Source organism: Fusobacterium sp. JB019 (assembly GCA_030673965.1).
Taxonomy (GTDB): Bacteria; Fusobacteriota; Fusobacteriia; order Fusobacteriales; family Fusobacteriaceae; genus Fusobacterium_B.
The window spans coordinates 1-19,237 of record JAUTCN010000011.1; the positions used below are offsets into that span (position 1 = coordinate 1).

The 19,237-nt window shown below is 30.0% G+C and carries 17 protein-coding genes, 2 tRNA genes, 1 rRNA gene and 1 other annotated feature; all 20 genes read left to right on the forward strand.

Annotated elements, in window-relative coordinates; translation table 11 throughout:
• Positions 1 to 44: 44 nt before the first annotated feature.
• The 20 genes from rrf (at position 45) to Q7K47_07910 (ending at position 19,231) form a co-directional block, all read left to right on the forward strand.
• Positions 45 to 161, forward strand: a 5S ribosomal RNA gene (gene rrf, locus Q7K47_07815).
• Between the two features lie 12 nt (positions 162 to 173).
• Positions 174 to 249 (forward strand) — tRNA-Asn (locus tag Q7K47_07820).
• A 181-nt stretch (positions 250 to 430) separates the two neighbouring features.
• The gene (gene rpmG / locus Q7K47_07825; protein ID MDP0507108.1) at positions 431 to 598 is read left to right on the forward strand and encodes a 50S ribosomal protein L33; all 168 of its coding nucleotides are present in this window, start codon (positions 431 to 433) and stop codon (positions 596 to 598) included.
• 32 nt (positions 599 to 630) lie between these two features.
• Positions 631 to 706 (forward strand) — tRNA-Trp (locus Q7K47_07830).
• Between the two features lie 31 nt (positions 707 to 737).
• Positions 738 to 923 (forward strand): preprotein translocase subunit SecE, encoded by a 186-nt coding sequence (gene secE, locus Q7K47_07835; GenBank protein MDP0507109.1) that lies wholly within the window; start codon positions 738 to 740, stop codon positions 921 to 923.
• 1 nt (position 924) lies between these two features.
• On the forward strand, positions 925 to 1,527 hold the full coding sequence (nusG, locus tag Q7K47_07840; protein MDP0507110.1) for a transcription termination/antitermination protein NusG: 603 nt from the start codon (positions 925 to 927) through the stop codon (positions 1,525 to 1,527).
• Between the two features lie 66 nt (positions 1,528 to 1,593).
• A complete protein-coding gene (rplK, locus tag Q7K47_07845; GenBank protein MDP0507111.1) occupies positions 1,594 to 2,019 on the forward strand; it encodes a 50S ribosomal protein L11 in 426 nt (141 codons plus the stop codon).
• Between the two features lie 68 nt (positions 2,020 to 2,087).
• Complete coding sequence (rplA, locus tag Q7K47_07850) at positions 2,088 to 2,795, forward strand: 50S ribosomal protein L1 (protein ID MDP0507112.1); 708 nt, start codon at positions 2,088 to 2,090, stop codon at positions 2,793 to 2,795.
• A gap of 59 nt (positions 2,796 to 2,854) precedes the next feature.
• Positions 2,855 to 2,998 (forward strand) — a sequence feature (ribosomal protein L10 leader region).
• Positions 2,999 to 3,014: 16 nt separating this feature from the next.
• Positions 3,015 to 3,521, forward strand: coding sequence for a 50S ribosomal protein L10 (gene rplJ / locus Q7K47_07855; GenBank protein ID MDP0507113.1), 507 nt, complete (start codon positions 3,015 to 3,017; stop codon positions 3,519 to 3,521).
• A 43-nt stretch (positions 3,522 to 3,564) separates the two neighbouring features.
• Positions 3,565 to 3,930, forward strand: a complete 366-nt coding sequence (rplL, locus tag Q7K47_07860; GenBank protein MDP0507114.1) for a 50S ribosomal protein L7/L12 — start codon at positions 3,565 to 3,567, stop codon at positions 3,928 to 3,930.
• Between the two features lie 192 nt (positions 3,931 to 4,122).
• Positions 4,123 to 7,647, forward strand: coding sequence for a DNA-directed RNA polymerase subunit beta (gene rpoB / locus Q7K47_07865; GenBank protein ID MDP0507115.1), 3,525 nt, complete (start codon positions 4,123 to 4,125; stop codon positions 7,645 to 7,647).
• Positions 7,648 to 7,726: 79 nt separating this feature from the next.
• Positions 7,727 to 11,674, forward strand: coding sequence for a DNA-directed RNA polymerase subunit beta' (rpoC, locus tag Q7K47_07870; protein ID MDP0507116.1), 3,948 nt, complete (start codon positions 7,727 to 7,729; stop codon positions 11,672 to 11,674).
• Between the two features lie 58 nt (positions 11,675 to 11,732).
• Positions 11,733 to 12,605, forward strand: a complete 873-nt coding sequence (locus Q7K47_07875; GenBank protein MDP0507117.1) for a YicC/YloC family endoribonuclease — start codon at positions 11,733 to 11,735, stop codon at positions 12,603 to 12,605.
• 25 nt (positions 12,606 to 12,630) lie between these two features.
• Positions 12,631 to 13,185 (forward strand): guanylate kinase, encoded by a 555-nt coding sequence (gene gmk, locus Q7K47_07880; protein MDP0507118.1) that lies wholly within the window; start codon positions 12,631 to 12,633, stop codon positions 13,183 to 13,185.
• Positions 13,186 to 13,193: 8 nt separating this feature from the next.
• Positions 13,194 to 13,409 carry a DNA-directed RNA polymerase subunit omega gene (gene rpoZ / locus Q7K47_07885; GenBank protein ID MDP0507119.1) on the forward strand — a complete coding sequence of 72 codons (216 nt, stop codon included), beginning with the start codon at positions 13,194 to 13,196 and terminating at the stop codon, positions 13,407 to 13,409.
• A complete protein-coding gene (locus Q7K47_07890; GenBank protein MDP0507120.1) occupies positions 13,393 to 14,373 on the forward strand; it encodes an FAD:protein FMN transferase in 981 nt (326 codons plus the stop codon). Before rpoZ ends, Q7K47_07890 begins: the two co-directional genes overlap by 17 nt.
• A gap of 73 nt (positions 14,374 to 14,446) precedes the next feature.
• Positions 14,447 to 16,450, forward strand: a complete 2,004-nt coding sequence (locus Q7K47_07895) for a sodium-translocating pyrophosphatase (GenBank protein ID MDP0507121.1) — start codon at positions 14,447 to 14,449, stop codon at positions 16,448 to 16,450.
• A 115-nt stretch (positions 16,451 to 16,565) separates the two neighbouring features.
• Positions 16,566 to 17,264 carry a polyprenyl diphosphate synthase gene (gene uppS / locus Q7K47_07900; protein ID MDP0507122.1) on the forward strand — a complete coding sequence of 233 codons (699 nt, stop codon included), beginning with the start codon at positions 16,566 to 16,568 and terminating at the stop codon, positions 17,262 to 17,264.
• Positions 17,254 to 18,069, forward strand: a complete 816-nt coding sequence (locus Q7K47_07905) for a phosphatidate cytidylyltransferase (GenBank protein ID MDP0507123.1) — start codon at positions 17,254 to 17,256, stop codon at positions 18,067 to 18,069. The genes uppS and Q7K47_07905 overlap by 11 nt, the downstream gene beginning before the upstream one ends.
• Before the next feature lie 10 nt (positions 18,070 to 18,079).
• The gene (locus Q7K47_07910; protein MDP0507124.1) at positions 18,080 to 19,231 is read left to right on the forward strand and encodes a 1-deoxy-D-xylulose-5-phosphate reductoisomerase; all 1,152 of its coding nucleotides are present in this window, start codon (positions 18,080 to 18,082) and stop codon (positions 19,229 to 19,231) included.
• Positions 19,232 to 19,237 lie beyond the last annotated feature (6 nt).

A 19,237-nucleotide genomic window follows, 5' to 3' on the forward strand; every position in this document is an offset into this window, starting at 1 on the left:
TTACTGTGTAGTATCAAGTGTTGAATGAAAAAAAATTAATAATGATTGGCAAGAATAGCTATGAGGGTACACCTAGTAACATACCGAACCTAGAAGTTAAGCTCATAAACGCTGAAAGTACTTGGGGGGCAGCCCTCTGGGAGGATAAGAACTTGCCAATCTTTAATATAAATGCTTCTTTAGCTCAGTTGGTAGAGCGCACGACTGTTAATCGTGTTGTCGTTGGTTCAAGTCCAACAAGAAGCGCCATATGAATTCAAAGCAATCTATTAGATTGCTTTTTTTATTTTGGATAAAAAAATTAAAAAAAACTTGACATATATGTAAATAAAAGGTATAATCTTTTAGTCTTAATTAAACTAGAATCATTTAAAAACTCTATTACCATACAAATTAGGTATGGGAGGATTAGAAATTATCCGATAAGTAAATGGAGGTGTATGAGTTGAGAGTAAATATTCAATTAGAATGTACAGAATGTAAAAGAAGAAATTATAGTACTTCAAAAAATAAGAAAAATACTACAGAAAGATTAGAATTAAAGAAGTATTGTAAATGGTGTAACAAAGAAACATTACACAAAGAAACTAAAAAATAAGATTTAAAGAAAGTTAATAGTTATCAACATGCAGGTCAATGGCTCAATTGGTAGAGCATCGGTCTCCAAAACCGAGGGTTGGGGGTTCGAGTCCCTCTTGACCTGCCATTTTTATTAAATATAAAAAGGTGGAAAAACTATGAAATTGTTGAGGAATGTAAAAATGGAATACTCAAAAGTGGAGTGGCCTAGAAAAAAAGCTATAAAGCATGCTACTGCGTGGGTTGTGGCTATGAGTGTTTTATTAAGCATATATTTGGGAGTTTTTGATATGGTTGCTTTAAGACTTTTAAAGATACTTGTATCTCTATTTGGAGGTCAATAGAATGAAAACAGTTGTAGAAAAAAAATGGTTTATGATACATACTTATTCAGGGTATGAAAAAAAAGTAAAAACTGATTTAGAGCAAAAAATAGAGGCTTTATCAATGGACGAAATCGTTACTGATATTTTGGTTCCAGAAGAACAATCAGTTGAGCTAAGAAGAGGAAAAAAGAAAATTATTAGCAGAAAATTATTTCCTGGATATGTAATGTTGAATATGTATACTACAAGAGAAGAGAGTGAAGAAGGAATTAATTATAAGGTTGATTCTGATGCTTGGTATATAATCAGAAATACTAATGGTGTTACTGGTTTCGTAGGTGTGGGATCAGATCCTATTCCTATGGAAGATGAAGAAGTAGAAAATATATTCAGAGTTATAGGATATAGCTTAGAAAATAGTGAAAATGAAGATTCAGAATTAGTTGCCGTAGACTTTGAGTTAGGAGATTATGTAGTTCTTTTAGATGGAGGATTCATAAATCAAAAAGGAAAAGTTGCAGAAATTAATCTAGAAAATAAAAAAGTTAAAGTAATGGTAGAGATGTTCGGAAGAATGACTCCAGTAGAAGTCAACATTACTGATGTTAAAAAAGAGGATTAGATTATATTCTAATCTAGTGGGAGAAAAATCATTAGTACCACAACATTTTGGAGGTGTAATAAAGAAATGGCAAAAGAAGTTATTCAAATAATTAAGTTACAATTACCTGCAGGTAAAGCAAATCCTGCACCACCAGTTGGACCAGCATTAGGGCAACATGGTGTAAATATAATGGAGTTTTGTAAAGCGTTTAACGCAAAAACTCAAGATAAATCAGGATGGATAATTCCAGTAGAAATATCTGTTTATAATGATAGATCATTCACATTTATCATGAAAACTCCACCTGCATCAGATTTATTAAAAAAAGCAGCTGGGATATCAAAAGCAGCTGGAAATTCTTTAACAGAAGTAGCTGGAACTATAAATAAAGAAAAATTAAAAGAAGTAGCAGAAACTAAAATGCCTGATTTAAATGCAGGATCAATAGAAGCTGCAATGAAAATAATAGCTGGATCAGCAAGATCTATGGGAATAAAAATAGAAGATTAATCTTAATCTTTTGGTATATTAAGTGGTAGGATAAAATCCATTGACCACAGAAGGAGGAAATTTAAAAGATGGCAAAACATAGAGGAAAAAAATATATAGAAGCTGCTAAACTAGTAGATAGCGCGAAATTATATGATGTGAAAGAAGCATTAGAAACTGTAGTTAAGACTAAAACAGCAAACTTTTTAGAAACTGTAGAAGTTGCTTTAAGATTAGGGGTAGATCCTAGACATGCAAGTCAACAAATAAGAGGAACAGTTGTTTTACCTCATGGGACTGGAAAAAATGTTAAGATACTAGCTATTACTCAAGGTGAAAATATAGATAAAGCATTAGAAGCAGGAGCAGATTATGCAGGTGCAGAAGAGTATATCGAAAAAATCCAACAAGGTTGGTTAGATTTTGATATCGTAATCGCAACTCCAGATATGATGCCTAAATTAGGAAGATTAGGAAGAATATTAGGAACTAAAGGATTAATGCCAAATCCTAAATCAGGAACAGTTACTCCTAATATTGCAGGAGCAGTTTCAGAATTTAAAAAAGGTAAGTTAGCTTTTAGAGTAGATAAATTAGGATCTATTCATGTTCCGATAGGAAAAGTTAATTTTGATGATGAAAAGATATATGAAAACTTTAAAACATTTATGGCAGAAATAATTAGATTAAAGCCAGCAGATGCTAAAGGACAATATTTAAAAACAGTAGCAGTTTCATTAACTATGGGACCTGGGCTTAAATTAGATCCAGCTTTATTAGTTAAAGAAATAGGATAAAAATAAAAAAACTCTTGAAAAATAATAAAGGATAGAGTATAATAGATTGTTGGATAAAAATTTAATATAAATCCAAACTAAAGACAGTGGGTAATTAAGAAAGTAAATCCTACCGAGGTTGGAATCAGGTATTCATAGACCTCATTGCAAGATTACAACCTTCGTTCCACGTTATAATGGTACGAAGGTATTTTTTTTAGAAAGAGGAGGTGAAATGAAGTGGCAAATCAAGCTAAAAAAGAAGCAGTAGCATTACTTGTTGAAAAAATAAAAAGAGCGCAATCTATAGTTCTTGTTGACTATGAAGGAATAAAAGTTAAAGAAGAAACTCAACTTAGAAAATCTTTAAGAGAATCTGGTGGAGAATATTTAGTAGCTAAAAATAGATTATTTAAAATAGCTCTTAAAGAAGCAGGAGTTGAAGATTCTTTTGATGATATATTAGAAGGAACTACTTCATTTGCATTTGGATATGATGATGTTGTAGCGCCAGCTAAAGTTATGCATGAAGTATCTAAAGCAAATGCAAAGGCAAAAATATTTAATATTAAAGGTGGATATTTAACAGGAAACAGAGTTTCTGTTGAGGAAGTACTAGAATTAGCAACTTTACCATCAAGAGACGAACTATTGTCTATGGTATTAAATGGAATGTTAGGACCAGTAAGAAAACTTGCTTACGGTGTAGTAGCATTAGCAGATAAAAAAGAAGAATCTGCAGAATAATAAAATAAAATTAATAATAAAAAATATTAGGAGGAAAATTAAAATGGCATTTAATAAAGAGCAATTTATAGCTGACTTAGAAGCTATGTCAGTATTAGAATTAAGAGAATTAGTTACTACTCTTGAAGATCACTTTGGAGTAACAGCAGCAGCTCCAGTAGCAGTAGCAGCAGCAGGAGGAGCAGCAGCAGCAGAAGAAAAAACTGAATTTAACATAGAGTTAGTTTCAGCAGGAGCTAAAAAAATAGGAGTTATTAAAGAAATCAGAGGAATAACTGGTTTAGGATTAAAAGATGCAAAAGCATTAGCAGATAATGGTGGAATGATTAAAGAAGCTGTATCTAAAGAAGAAGCAGAAGAAATTAAAACTAAATTAGAAGCTGCTGGAGCAACAGTAGAAGTTAAATAGTTTAAATCAATACATAAATTTTGTACAAAAAAAAAGAAATAGGCACTCAGGAAGAGTGCCTATTTTAATCATCTTTACAATAAAGTTATGTTTAATTTTTTAGTAGTTGATACTTAATCTTTTGAAATTATAGGTATTTTTTATTTTCAAAAGGTTAGGTATTGACATTAAAAGTTGAAGGAGTGTGAGTAAATGGGGAAACTCGTTGAAAGATTTAATTATGGAAAAATACAAGAAAGAGGAGTAATGCCTCACTTCCTTGAATTCCAATTGAATTCTTATGAAGATTTTATTCAATCAAAAAATAATCCACTATCAAGAGAAGATAAAGGGTTAGAATCTGCTTTTAGAGAAGTATTTCCAATAGATTCTTCTAATGGAGATATCCAATTAGATTATATCTCATATGAATTACATGATGCTGAACCACCTTTGAATAACGAATTAGAGTGTAAAAAAAGAGGGAAAACATATTCAGCTTCATTAAAAGTAAGATTAAGATTAACAAATAAAAAAAGTGGAAATGAGATACAAGAAAGTTTAGTTTATTTTGGTGAAGTACCATTAATGACACCAAGAGGAACATTTATAATAAATGGAGCAGAAAGAGTAGTTGTATCACAGTTACATAGATCTCCAGGGGTTTCTTTTGATAAGGATGTAAACTTACAAATAGGGAAAGACTTATTTGTAGGGAAAATTATTCCTTATAAAGGAACTTGGTTAGAGTTTGAAACTGATAAAAATGATTTTTTAAATGTTAAGATTGATAGAAAGAAAAAAGTATTGGCTACAGTGTTTTTAAAAGCTATTGATTTCTTTAATACAAACGAAGAAATAATGGATCAGTTTTTAGAAACTAAAGAATTAGACTTAACAACTTATTATGAAGAATATAAAGATAAACAAGAATTAGTAGATGCTTTAAGAGCAGAAATAGAAGGAAGTTTTTTAAAAGAAGATGTTTTAAATGAAGAAGATGGAGAATTTATAGGAGAAGCTCAAAGTTATATAAATGAAGAGCTTATCTTAAATTTAATAGAAAATAAAGTTTTAAATATTATTATATATAAAGTTACTCCTAGAGAAAAAGTATTGGCAAACAGTTTATTAAATGATACAACAGTTTCAAAAGAAGAAGCAGTAACTGAAGTTTTTAAAAAATTAAGACCAGGAGATTTAGTAACAGTAGATTCAGCTAAATCATTAATAAGACAAATGTTCTTTAATCCACAAAGATATGATTTAGAACCAGTTGGTAGATATAAACTTAATAAAAGATTAGGTTTAGATATCGATTCTGAAGAGGTTTTATTAACTAAAAGTGATATCACGAGAACTGTTGAAGTAATTATGGATTTATTTAATGGAGAAGGACATACTGACGACATTGATAATTTATGTAATAGAAGAATTAGAGGGGTAGGAGAATTACTTCTAATGCAAATAAGAACAGGATTAACAAAAATGTCTAAAATGGTCAAAGAAAAAATGACAATACAAGATTCAGAAACTTTATCGTCTCAATCTTTATTAAATACTAGACCATTAAATGCCTTGATATTAGATTTCTTTGGATCAGGACAATTATCTCAATTTATGGATCAATCAAATCCACTAGCTGAGTTAACTCATAAAAGAAGAATATCAGCTTTAGGACCAGGAGGACTTTCAAGAGAGAGAGCAGGGTTCGAAGTTAGAGACGTTCATGATTCACATTATGGTAGAGTTTGTCCAATAGAGACTCCAGAGGGACCAAATATCGGATTGATTGGATCACTAGCTATATATGCAAAAGTAAATAGTTATGGTTTTATAGAAACTCCATTTGTAAAAATTGAAAATGGTGTAGCTCAATTTGATAAAGTTGTTTATTTGGCTGCAGATGAAGAAGACGGATTATTTATAGCGCAAGCAGATACAGAAATTTCTGAAAACGGAGAACTAGTAGGAGAGGTAACTTGTAGATTTGGTCATGAGATAGTTCAAATTTCAGGACAGAAGGTAGATTATTTAGATGTATCTCCTAAACAAGTTGTATCGGTTTCAGCTGGTTTAATACCATTCTTAGAACACGATGATGCGAACCGTGCACTAATGGGATCAAACATGCAAAGACAAGCAGTTCCTCTTCTTAGAACAGAAGCTCCTTATGTAGGAACTGGACTAGAAAGAAAAGTAGCTGTTGATTCTGGAGCAGTTGTAATAAGTGAAGTAGAAGGAACAGTTTCTTATGTAGACGCAAATTTAATCAAGATTATGTCTAACGAGGGAATAGAATATTCATACAAACTATTAAATCATGAAAGATCAAACCAGGCAATGTGTTTACATCAAAAACCAATAGTAGATTTAGGGGAAAAGGTAAAAAAAGGAACAGTAATTGCTGATGGACCAGCTACTAAAGGTGGAGATTTGGCGTTAGGTAGAAATATACTTATGGCATTCATGCCTTGGGAAGGATATAACTACGAGGATGCGATTTTAATATCTGAAAGATTAAGAAAAGATGATGTATTTACATCAATTCATATAGAAGAGTACGAAATAGAAGCTAGAAATACTAAATTAGGTGACGAAGAAATAACAAGAGAAATTCCAAATGTTTCAGAAGAAGCTTTAAAGAACTTAGATGCTAATGGAGTAATAGTTGTTGGAGCTGAAGTTGAAGCTGGAGATATTTTAGTTGGAAAAACAGCACCTAAAGGAGAAACAGAGCCTCCTGCAGAAGAAAAATTGTTAAGAGCTATTTTTGGAGAAAAAGCAAGAGATGTAAGGGATACTTCTTTAAAAATGCCTCATGGTTCAAAAGGAACAGTTGTTGAAGTTTTAGAATTATCTAGAGCAAATGGAGATGATTTAAAAGCTGGAGTAAATAAAGTTATAAGAGTTTTTGTAGCTGAAAAGAGAAAAATAACTGTTGGGGATAAAATGTCGGGACGTCATGGAAATAAAGGGGTTGTATCTAGAGTTTTACCAGCTGAAGATATGCCATTCTTAGAAGATGGAACACATTTAGATGTAGTTTTAAATCCACTAGGAGTTCCATCTCGTATGAATATAGGGCAGGTACTTGAGGTACATTTAGGACTAGCTTTACAAAATATTCCAGACAGAGATAAAAGATATATTGCAACACCAGTTTTTGATGGTGCGACTGAAATGGAAATAAAAGATCGTTTAGAAAAGTCAGGATATCCTAGAAGTGGAAAAGTAACACTTTATGATGGAAGAAATGGAGAAGCTTTCGATAACCAAGTTACAGTAGGAATAATGTATATGTTAAAACTACATCATTTGGTAGAAGATAAAATGCATGCGAGAGCAATAGGACCTTACTCTTTAGTTACTCAACAACCATTGGGAGGAAAAGCTCAATTTGGTGGACAAAGATTAGGAGAAATGGAAGTATGGGCTTTAGAAGCTTATGGAGCATCAAATATATTACAAGAAATGCTTACAGTTAAATCAGACGATATAAATGGAAGAACAAAAACTTATGAAGCTATAGTAAAAGGTGAAGATATGCCAGAGGCAGATTTACCAGAATCATTTAAAGTTTTATTAAAAGAATTTAGAGCTATAGCACTTGATATAGAGTTATTTGATAAAGAAGGAAATATTATAAATGTTGATGAGGATCACAATAAAGAAGAAACAATTACAGAATTTTCTTTAAGCTCTTTAGAAGAAAGAGAAGAGTCGGCAGAAAAATAAAATAATTTATCAATTATAATTTAGATAATAATATAAAGTGTAAAAACTTTATCTCGATTAAGGAGGCATAACATTTAATATGGGAATAAAAAGTTTTGAAAAAATAAGAATAAAACTTGCTTCGCCTGAAAAAATTTATGAATGGTCTCATGGAGAAATAACAAAACCAGAGACAATAAACTATAGAACATTAAATCCTGAAATGGATGGTCTATTCTGTGAAAGAATATTTGGACCAAGTAAAGATTGGGAATGTGCTTGTGGAAAATATAAAAGAATGAGATATAAAGGTCTTGTTTGTGAAAAATGTGGGGTAGAAGTAACTAAATCTAAAGTTAGAAGAGAGAGAATGGGGCATATAGCATTAGCTGCCCCAGTATCTCATATTTGGTATTCAAAAGGGACACCAAATAAGATGGCGTTAGTATTAGGGATTTCACCTAAAGAATTAGAATCTGTACTTTATTTTGCTAGATATGTAGTTATAAAAAGTTCAGAAGAATCTTTACCAGTAGGTAAGATTTTAAACGAAAAAGAATACAAATTATTTAAACAAATGTACAAAAGTGCATTTGAAGCTAAAATGGGTGCAGAAGCGATATTAAGTTTATTAGAGAGTTTAGACTTAAATGGAATAAAAGAAAATTTAGAAAAAGATTTAGAAGAAGTTACTTCTAGCCAAAAGAGAAAAAAAGTAGCCAAAAGATTAAAAATTGTTAGAGACTTTTTGGAATCAGGAAATAAACCTGCTTGGATGATACTAAAAAATGTACCAGTTATACCAGCTGATTTAAGACCAATGGTTCAATTAGACGGTGGAAGATTTGCAACTTCAGATCTTAATGATTTATATAGAAGAGTTATTAATAGGAATAACAGACTTAAAAAGTTATTAGAAATTAAAGCTCCTGAAATAGTTGTGAAAAATGAAAAAAGAATGCTTCAAGAAGCTGTAGATGCTCTTATAGATAACGGAAGAAGAGGAAAACCTGTTGTTGCACAAAATAATAGAGAATTAAAATCATTATCAGATATGCTTAAAGGAAAGCAAGGAAGATTTAGACAAAATCTATTAGGTAAAAGGGTAGACTATTCGGCAAGATCAGTTATTGTTGTGGGACCATCTCTAAAAATGAATCAATGTGGAATACCTAAAAAAATGGCTTTAGAACTATATAAACCATTTATAATGAGAGAATTAGTAAAAAGAGAGTTAGCAACTAACATAAAAACAGCTAAAAAACTAGTTGAAGAAGCAGATGATAAAGTATGGGATGTAATAGAAGATGTAATAAAAGGACATCCAGTATTATTAAACAGAGCCCCAACTTTACATAGATTATCAATTCAAGCTTTTGAGCCAGTGTTAATTGAAGGAAAAGCTATAAGATTACATCCATTAGTATGTTCAGCATTTAATGCGGATTTTGATGGAGACCAAATGGCGGTACATCTAGTATTATCTCCAGAAGCTATAATGGAAGCAAAATTATTGATGTTAGCTCCAAATAATATAATTTCTCCTTCAAATGGGCAACCAATAGCAGTACCAGGACAAGACATGGTTATGGGATGTTTCTATATGACAAAAGATAGACCTGGATGTAAAGGTGAAGGAAAACAATTTTCAAATAAAGCTCAAGCTTTAACTGCTTATGAAAATGGAGTTGTAGTAACTCACTCTATTATAAAAGTTAGAATGGGAGATAAATTAGTAACAACTACTCCAGGAAGAGTTTTATTTGCAGAAATATTACCAGAAGAAATAAGAAATTATACTCAAACTTATGGTAAAGGTCCTTTAAAAAAATTAATAGCAGATTTATATGATAAATTTGGATTTACAGTAACTGCAGAGATAATAAATAAAGTTAAAAACTTTGGATATCATTATTCTACATTTGCAGGGGTTTCAGTAGGGATAGAAGATTTAGAAATTCCAGAAACTAAAAAAGCAATTTTAGAAAAAGCAGATGATGATATAACAAATATAGACCAAGAATATAAAGATGGAAAAATTATAAACGAAGAAAGATATAGAAAAACTATATCTGTTTGGGCAAAAGCTACTGAAGATGTAACTAATGCGATGATGAATGGACTAGATGAGTTCAACCCAGTTTATATGATGGCGACTTCAGGAGCCAGAGGATCAGTTCAACAAATGAGACAATTAGCAGCTATGAGAGGAAATATGGCCGATACTAGAGGTAGAATCATAGAAGTACCAATTAAGGCAAACTTCCGTGAAGGACTAACAGTATTAGAATTTTTCATGTCTTCACATGGAGCAAGAAAAGGGTTAGCAGATACAGCTCTAAGAACAGCCGATTCAGGATATTTAACAAGAAGATTGGTTGATATTTCACATGAGGTTATAGTTAATGCAGAAGATTGTGGAACTCATGAAGGAATTGAAGTATCTGACCTAATTTCTGAAGGAAAAGTTATAGAAACTTTAGCAGAAAGAATAAATGGAAGAGTTTTAGCAGAAGATTTAGTAGTAGATAAAGAAGTAATAGCTTCTAGAAATACATTAATAAATAAAGAATTAATTGCTAAAATTCAAGAGTTAGAAATAAAGAAAATAAAAATAAGATCACCTTTAACTTGTTCTTTAGAAAAAGGTGTATGTAAAAAATGTTATGGAATGGATTTATCTAATCATCAAGAAGTTTTAGAAGGGGAAGCAGTTGGAGTTATAGCAGCTCAGTCAATTGGGGAACCAGGAACTCAGCTTACAATGAGAACATTCCATACAGGTGGAGTAGCTATGGCAACAGCTTCAGCAACTACTAAGAAAGCTGAAAATAGTGGTATAGCTAAATTTAAAGATGTAAAAATATTAGTTAACGAGAATGGAGATGAAATTGTTGTAAGTCAGTCAGCAAAAGTTTCTATTGAAAATAATGATCATGAAATTCCGTCAGGATCTATATTAAGAGTAAAAGATGGTGCACAACTTCAAAAGGGTGATATATTAGCAGATGTTAATCCATATCACATTCCTATTATCTGTGATCAAGATGGTGAAGTTGCTTTTAAAGAGATTACTGTAAAAGAAAATTATGATGAAAAATATGGTGTTACAGAATATCTAGCAGTAAAACCAGTTGAATCAGGAGATAGTAACCCAAGATTATTAATTTTAGATGATAATAAAGAAGTAAAATCTAGTTATCCAATTCCATTTGGAGCTTATATGATGGTACATGAAGGTGAAAAAGTAAGAAGTGGTCAAGTAATTGCTAAACTTATAAAAGAAGGGGAAGGAACTAAGGATATCACTGGTGGTCTTCCAAGAGTACAAGAATTATTTGAAGCAAGAAATCCTAAAGGAAAAGCTTTATTAACTGAAATTGATGGTAAAGTTGAGATAACTAATAAAAAGAAAAAAGGAATGAGAATTCTATTAGTTAGAGATGTTAGTAATAGTGAAGTATTTAAAGAATACTTAGTTTCAGTAGGAGATCACTTAGTTGTAACTGATGGTATGTTAGTAAAATCTGGTGATAAAATAACTGATGGAGCAATTTCTCCTTATGATGTACTAAACATAAAAGGATTAGTAGCAGCTGAACAATTTATACTTGAGTCAGTTCAACAAGTGTATAGAGATCAAGGTGTTACAGTAAATGATAAACATATAGAGATTATCGTAAAACAAATGTTTAAAAAAGTAAGAATTCTTAATTCAGGTTCTTCACTATTATTAGAAGACGAAGTAGTTGAGAAGAGAATTGTTGATTTAGAAAATGAAGCATTAAAAGCAGAAAATAAAAAGTTAATTCAGTATGAGCCAGTTATACAAGGGATAACAAAAGCGGCTGTTAATACAGAAAGCTTTATTTCAGCAGCGTCATTCCAAGAAACAACAAAAGTTCTTTCTAATGCCGCTATAGAAGGAAAAGAAGATTACTTAGAAGGATTAAAAGAAAATGTAATTATAGGTAAAAAGATTCCAGCAGGAACTGGTTACATAAATTACAAACATATAATTCCTAAGGAAGTAAAAGAAGAACAATAAAAAATAGGCGACAGTTGTCGCCTATTTTGATATATTATAAAATTAAAGAGGTCACTATATGAGAAGTATGACAGGGTATTCTAAAATTTCGTATCAAGATTCTAATTTTATTGTTGGTATGGAAATAAAAAGTGTTAATAACAAAAATTTAAATTTAAAAGTAAAAATTCCAAATTCTTTAAATTCTTTAGAAAATAAAATAAGATCAATAGTTGGTTCTAGAATATCTAGAGGAAGCATTGATTTAAGAATAAGTTTTGAAGATAGAAGAGATATTGAAAATTTATATGAATATGATGAAAAAATATGTGAATCTTATTTAAATGTTTTAAATAAGATGGAAAAAGATTTAGAAGAAAAATTTTCTAATAAAATAGACTATTTAGTTAATAATTTTAACGTTATAAAAAAGAAAGAACAAAATTCAAATGACTATGAAGAAATAATAGAAGAGCAACTAAAAGTACTTTTAGATTCTTTTATTTTATTTAAAAAAGAGGAAGGAAATAGATTAAGAGAATATTTTAAAGAAAGAGTTATCTTTATTGAAAAAAATTTAGAAATAATAAAAAAACATAAAGAAGAAGTAGTTGAAATATATAAAGAAAAATTAGTTAAAAGACTAGATAGAATAAAAGAAGAAATTGAATTTTCAGAAAAAGATATACTAAAAGAAATTTTATTATTTACAGATAAAAGTGACATTTCAGAAGAAGTTTCAAGATTAGAAAGTCATTTAAAACAGCTTCATATTGAACTTAGTTCTAATAGCAAAACAATTGGTAAAAAAATTGATTTTATACTTCAAGAAATGTTTAGAGAACTTAATACAATGGGAGTTAAATCAAATTCATATGATATATCTAAACTTGTGGTAGAGTGCAAAGCTGAAATAGAAAAAATAAGAGAACAGGCAATGAATATAGAATAATTATAATTATTAAGGAGATATTAAAATGACAAAGGGAAATTTATTTGTAGTTTCGGGACCAAGTGGTGCTGGGAAATCAACAATATGCAGACTTGTTAGAAAAATGCTAAAAATAAATTTAGCAACGTCAGCTACAACAAGGAAGCCTAGGAAAGGTGAAGTTAATGGAGTTGATTATTACTTTTTATCTATTGAAGAATTTGAAGAAAAATTAAAAAATGGAGATTTTTTAGAATATGCTAAGGTTCATGAAAATTATTATGGAACTTTGAAGTCAGAAGTAGAAAATAGATTATCAAACGGAGAAAATGTTATACTAGAAATAGATGTTCAAGGAGGACTTCAAGTTAAAGAAGTTTATCCCCAAGCAAATATGATATTTTTCAAAACTCCGACTTTAAAAGAATTAGAAAAAAGGCTGAGAGGGAGAAAAACTGATGATGAAGGGACTATTCAATTAAGATTGAAAAATTCATTAAAAGAATTAGAATTTGAAGAAAAGTATGATATCTCAATAATAAATTATACAGTTGAAAAATCTTGTGAAGAATTAATTAATATAATTAAAGGGAAAAATTAGGAGGAACAATGAAAACAGCAGTAGTTTATGATCAACTTTTAAATAAAATAGAAAATAAATATATTCTAACAATAGTTGCAGGAAAAAGAATGAGAGATTTAAATAAAGGAAATCCAGCATTAGTAAAAACTAGTAAAAAAGCTAATTTAATGACAAAAGTATTTAAAGAAATCTTAGAAGATAAAATAACTTTTGGGAAAGAAGAAATTGAACAAGAAGATTAAGAATACTTTAGTTTTTTTATTACTAGTTACTTTATGCGGATGCGGAAAGTCTGTAGAAAAAATAAGTGAACAGAGATTTTTATTTGGAACTTATATTAATATTGTGATTTATTCAAACAATAAATCACAGGCGAAGAAGTCAATAAATTTAGCTTTTGAAAAAATAAGTGATATTGATGAAAGATATAACAGTAAAAATAAAAACTCAGCCATATATAAAATAAACACCTCTACAAATAAAATTGTTAATATAGATTTAGAGTTTCAAGATATTTTAAAAAAAATTAAAGAAGTATATGAAGAAAGTGATAGAAAATATGATGTTACAATTTCTCCTTTGCTAGAACTTTGGGGATTTGGACAAAACGATAGAACAACAGTTCCTACAAAACAAGAGATAAAAAAAGCATTAGAGTTTGTAGATTTTTCAAATGTTATAGTTGAAAATAATCATTTAAAATATTTAGCTAAAACAAAAGAAATGGATACAGGTTCTTTTCTAAAAGGATATGCTATTTTAAAAGCAAAAGAGCTATTAGAAAAAAGAGGTGAAAAGCATGTGTTTATAACCTCTATATCAAGCATAACAACAATAGGAACAAAAATTAAAAATAAACCTTGGAGAGTAGGAATTCAAGATCCTTTTGATTTGAGTAAGACACTAGGAATAGTTGAATTATCAGGAAAATCATTAGGTGTTAGTGGAGATTATCAAACTTATATAGAAATAAATGGTAAAAAGTATCATCATATTATGGACAATAAAACAGGTTATCCAATTAGAGATAAAAAATTAGTAGCTGTAATTTGTAATTCATCTTTTTTAGCTGACATATATTCAACAGCTTTGTTTTTAATGCCTGAAAATAAAGCATTTCAACTTGCAAAGGAAAAAGGTTTAGAAGTTTTAATTGTAAAGAGAGATGGAACAATATCAAAAACAGAAAATTTTATACTAAAATAAGAAAATACTTGAAATAAAAGAAATAAACTAATATAATACAATGGAACACAACAAAATAAGGGGGGGTTAAAAGATGGAACAAATTATGTATTTAGGAATAGGAGCAGGAATACTAGCATTATTAGCAGCATTTTTCTATTCAAAGAAAGTTGAAAGTTATGAAATTAACATTCCAAGGGTAGCTGAAATAACAGAAGCAATTAGAGAAGGAGCAATGGCTTTTTTAACTGCTGAATATAAGATTTTAGTATGGTTTGTTATAGGGGTAGCACTAGCTTTAGGATTCTTTATTTCTGTTAACACAGCAATTGCATTTATACTTGGAGCAATCACTTCTGCTTTAGCAGGAAACGTAGGAATGAGAATAGCGACAAAGGCAAATGGAAGAACATCTGTAGCAGCTAAAGAAGGTGGCTTAGCAAAAGCACTTGATGTAGCTTTCTCAGGAGGAGCTGTAATGGGTCTTTCTGTTGTTGGTTTAGGAATGTTAATGTTATCTATTCTAATATTAGTTATGGGAAGAGATTTAGCCTCTTTCACAGATATAACTGGTTTTGGAATGGGAGCTTCTTCAATAGCATTATTTGCAAGAGTTGGTGGTGGAATATACACTAAAGCTGCAGATGTTGGAGCTGACTTAGTTGGTAAAGTAGAAGCAGGAATACCAGAAGATGATCCTAGAAATCCAGCAACAATAGCTGATAATGTTGGAGACAATGTTGGAGACGTTGCAGGAATGGGAGCTGACTTATTTGAATCATATGTAGGATCAATAATAGCAGCTATAACAATTGGATTTACAATGCCAGAAAATACACTTAATTACGCATTTGCGCCGATTTTAATTTCCGCTTTAGGAATTATAGGATCAATAATAGCAACATTTACAGTAAAGACAAATGATCCTAATAAAGTTCATGCTAAATTAGAAGGTGGAACTAGAATAGCTGGGTTATTAACAATAATAGCCTCTTATGGAGTCGTTTCAATGTTAGGTTTAGAAATAGGAGTATTCTATGCTATTGTTGCAGGATTAGTTGCAGGATTAATAATAGCTTACTTTACAGGAATATATACTGATACAGGAAAAAAAGCAGTAAACAGAATATCAGATGCAGCAGCAACAGGAGCAGCAACAGCTATAATAGAAGGATTAGCTGTTGGAATGGAATCAACAGTAGCTCCTATAATTACAATAGCAGCAGCTATATTGGTAGCCTTTAAAGCAGCTGGATTATATGGAATAGCAATAGCAGCAGTAGGAATGTTAGCAACAACAGGAATGGTAGTGGCAGTAGATGCTTATGGTCCAGTAGCAGATAATGCTGGTGGAATTGCTGAGATGTCAGAACTTCCTGAAGAAGTTAGAGAATGTACAGATAAACTAGATGCAGTAGGAAATTCAACAGCAGCAGTAGGAAAAGGATTTGCAGTTGGATCAGCAGCACTTACAGCATTATCTTTGTTTGCTGCATATAGAGCGGCAGTAGTGGCTCAGAGTGGAAAGCCATTAGCAATAGATGTAACTAATCCCGATGTAATTGTAGGATTATTTATTGGTGGAATGCTAACTTTCTTATTCTCAGCTTTAACAATGACAGCAGTAGGAAAAGCAGCTATGGAAATGGTTGAAGAAGTTAGAAGACAATTTAGAGAAATGCCAGGAATTATGGAGAAAAAAGTAAAACCTGATTATAGAAGATGTGTTGAAATTTCGACACATTCATCACTAAAACAAATGATTTTACCTGGAGTTTTAGCTCTAGTAGCACCAATTATAGTAGGACTTTGGTCAGTGGAAGCATTAGGAGGATTACTTGCAGGAGCATTGGTAACAGGAATCTTAATGGCAATAATGATGGCCAATGCAGGTGGAGCTTGGGATAATGGTAAAAAACAAATTGAAGGTGGCTATAAAGGTGATTCTAAAGGGTCTGATAGACATAAAGCAGCAGTTGTTGGAGATACAGTTGGAGATCCATTCAAGGATACTTCAGGTCCAGCATTGAATATATTAATAAAATTAATGACTATAGTATCATTAGTATTAGTACCATTATTTGTAAAATTTATGTAAATTTTAAATAATAAGAAAATAAAGAGTTACTAAAATATTATTTTAGTAACTCTTTTTAATATAGAAAAAAAAAGGTATATATGATAGAATTTAATAGATTGGAAGGAGGGATATATTGGAAAAGAAAACAGAAATCCCAAAACATATAGCAATAATAATGGATGGAAATGGTAGATGGGCTAAAGAAAAAAATAAACCTAGAGTTTTTGGACATAAAGCAGGAGCAGAAACTTTAAGAAAAATTGTAACACATTCAAAAAAAATAGGAGTTAAATATTTAACAGTGTATGCTTTTTCAACAGAAAATTGGAAGAGATCAAAAGAAGAAGTGGAAGCGTTAATGTTATTATTTAAAGCATATATAAGTTCAGAAAGAAAAACTTTATTAAAAAATAAAATTAGATTTGTAGTTTCAGGAAGAAAAGAAGGAGTGAGCGATTCTTTGTTAAAAGCAATAGATTCACTTGAAAAAGTAACATCGAAAGATTATGAGATGACTTTAAATATTGCATTTAATTATGGAGGGAGAGCTGAGATTATAGATGCATTTAATAAAGCAACTATTTTAGGAGAAAAAATAACAGAAGAAAATTTTCATAAATTTTTATATCATCAGTTTCCTGATCCAGAATTATTAATAAGGACAAGTGGGGAGTTTAGAATATCTAATTTTTTATTGTGGCAATTAGCTTATTCAGAAATATACGTAACAAATATTTATTGGCCTGATTTTGCAGAAAAAGACTTAGATAAGGCAATAGAGAACTTTAATAAAAGAGAGAGAAGATTCGGAGGGAGATTAGATGCTAAATAGAATATTAGTAGCAATATTAGGAATACCTTTGCTAATATATATTTTTTATATGGGAGGACTTCCTTTATTAGTATTTACAAATGGGATTATTGGAATTGGTTTATATGAATTTTATAAAATGGCAGAAGATTTTGGAAATAAGCCATATTTAAAAATTGGAATTTTAACAGGACTTACAATTCCAAATTTGATTTATTTTTTGAGCCCTTCAGAAAGTAGTTTAATATTATTTTTACCACTAGTTTTTTTGTTTATATTATTGATGGCTTTGAGAGTAATAAAAAATGAAATAGAAAATACTAGTAGAGATATAGGGATAACTATTTTAGGGATATTTTATGTGTCAATACTATTTAGTCATATATTGTTGTTAGGAAAAATGCTAAATGGTGGAAAATTGATTTTATTGATTCAAGCTGCTGTATGGGTATGCGATAGTGCTGCTTATTTTGTAGGAATGAATTTTGGAAGAAAATTTTTTAAAGAAGGATTTTCAATAATTAGTCCTAAAAAATCTAAAGAAGGTGCTATTGGGGGAATAATATTTACAATGATAGCAGTAATAATATTAAATAATCAGTTTAATATTATTAAGGGAAATATATTTCTAATATTATTGTTAGGATTAATAATCAGTATTGTAGCTCAGATTGGAGATTTAGCAGAATCTATGTTTAAAAGAGAATTTAAAATAAAAGATTCTGGTAAATTATTAGGAGAACATGGAGGAATTTTAGATAGGTTTGATAGTATGATATTTGTTCTGCCTGTTGTTTATAATTTATTGAAAATATTTATCTATTAGGAAGGAAGTTATGAAGAAAATAGTTATATTAGGATCTACAGGTAGCATTGGAACTAATGCTTTGGAGATTATTAGAAATAAAAAAGAAGAATTTAAAATATTAGCTTTGAGTGGACATGGAAATTATAAGTTATTAATAAAGCAAATAGAAGAATTTTCTCCTAAATATGTTTCTATTGGAACTGAAGAGGGATATGAAGAAATAAAGAAAAAATTTCCTCAATTAAAGGTATTTATAGGAAGAGAAGGATTGAAAAAATTAGGACAGTTAATAGAAACTGATATTATTTTAGTAGCAGTTACAGGAGCTATAGGGATAGAGGCAACAGTTGAAGCAATAAAGTTAGAGAAGAGAATAGCTTTAGCGAATAAAGAAACTATGGTTGCTGGAGGAAGCTATATTAATAAATTATTAAAAAAATATTCTAAAGCGGAAATTATTCCTGTTGATAGTGAACATTCAGCAATATTTCAATCTTTATTATCTGGTAAAAAAAGGGATGTAAAAAATATAATTATAACTGCAAGCGGAGGAACTTTTAGAGGAAAAAGTAAGAAAAATTTAGAAAATATAAAAGTATCTGAAGCATTGAAGCATCCAAATTGGTCTATGGGAAGAAAAATAACTATAGATTCTTCTACTTTAGTTAATAAGGGATTAGAAGTTATTGAAGCACATGAATTATTTGGAATAGATTATGAAAATATAAAAGTAATGGTTCATCCAGAAAGTATAGTTCATTCTATGGTTGAATTTAACGATGGAGCTATAATAGGACAATTTGGTGTTACAGATATGAAACTTCCAATTCAATTAGCTTTTACATATCCAGATAGAGAAGAAAGTCCAGCTTTAAAATCTTTAGATTTATTAAAAATAAAAAAATTAACTTTTGAAGAGCCAGATAGAGAAGTTTTTAAAGGATTAGATTTAGCTTATAAGGCTGGGAAAATAGGAGGTTCTATGCCTACTGTTTTAAATGCTGCAAATGAGGTAGCAGTTGAATTATTTTTAAATGAGAAAATTAAATTTTTGGAAATATATAATATAATAGAAGAAGCAATGGATAATCATATAGTAGAAAAGATAGATAATTTAGAAAATATTTTAAGAATAGACTCAATTACAAGAGAATGGGTTTATAAAAAATTTGGAAAATAAAGAGGT

Excerpts from the sequence above, each read along its gene's own strand:
- rpmG (MDP0507108.1), top strand. The coding sequence starts at position 431 with ATGGAGGTGTATGAGTTGAGAGTAAATATTCAATTAGAATGTACAGAA.
- secE (MDP0507109.1), top strand. The coding sequence starts at position 738 with ATGAAATTGTTGAGGAATGTAAAAATGGAATACTCAAAAGTGGAGTGG.
- nusG (MDP0507110.1), top strand. The coding sequence starts at position 925 with ATGAAAACAGTTGTAGAAAAAAAATGGTTTATGATACATACTTATTCA.
- rplK (MDP0507111.1), top strand. The coding sequence starts at position 1,594 with ATGGCAAAAGAAGTTATTCAAATAATTAAGTTACAATTACCTGCAGGT.
- rplA (MDP0507112.1), top strand. The coding sequence starts at position 2,088 with ATGGCAAAACATAGAGGAAAAAAATATATAGAAGCTGCTAAACTAGTA.
- rplL (MDP0507114.1), top strand. The coding sequence starts at position 3,565 with ATGGCATTTAATAAAGAGCAATTTATAGCTGACTTAGAAGCTATGTCA.
- rpoB (MDP0507115.1), top strand. The coding sequence starts at position 4,123 with ATGGGGAAACTCGTTGAAAGATTTAATTATGGAAAAATACAAGAAAGA.
- rpoC (MDP0507116.1), top strand. The coding sequence starts at position 7,727 with ATGGGAATAAAAAGTTTTGAAAAAATAAGAATAAAACTTGCTTCGCCT.
- Q7K47_07875 (MDP0507117.1), top strand. The coding sequence starts at position 11,733 with ATGAGAAGTATGACAGGGTATTCTAAAATTTCGTATCAAGATTCTAAT.
- gmk (MDP0507118.1), top strand. The coding sequence starts at position 12,631 with ATGACAAAGGGAAATTTATTTGTAGTTTCGGGACCAAGTGGTGCTGGG.
- rpoZ (MDP0507119.1), top strand. The coding sequence starts at position 13,194 with ATGAAAACAGCAGTAGTTTATGATCAACTTTTAAATAAAATAGAAAAT.
- Q7K47_07895 (MDP0507121.1), top strand. The coding sequence starts at position 14,447 with ATGGAACAAATTATGTATTTAGGAATAGGAGCAGGAATACTAGCATTA.
- Q7K47_07905 (MDP0507123.1), top strand. The coding sequence starts at position 17,254 with ATGCTAAATAGAATATTAGTAGCAATATTAGGAATACCTTTGCTAATA.
- Q7K47_07910 (MDP0507124.1), top strand. The coding sequence starts at position 18,080 with ATGAAGAAAATAGTTATATTAGGATCTACAGGTAGCATTGGAACTAAT.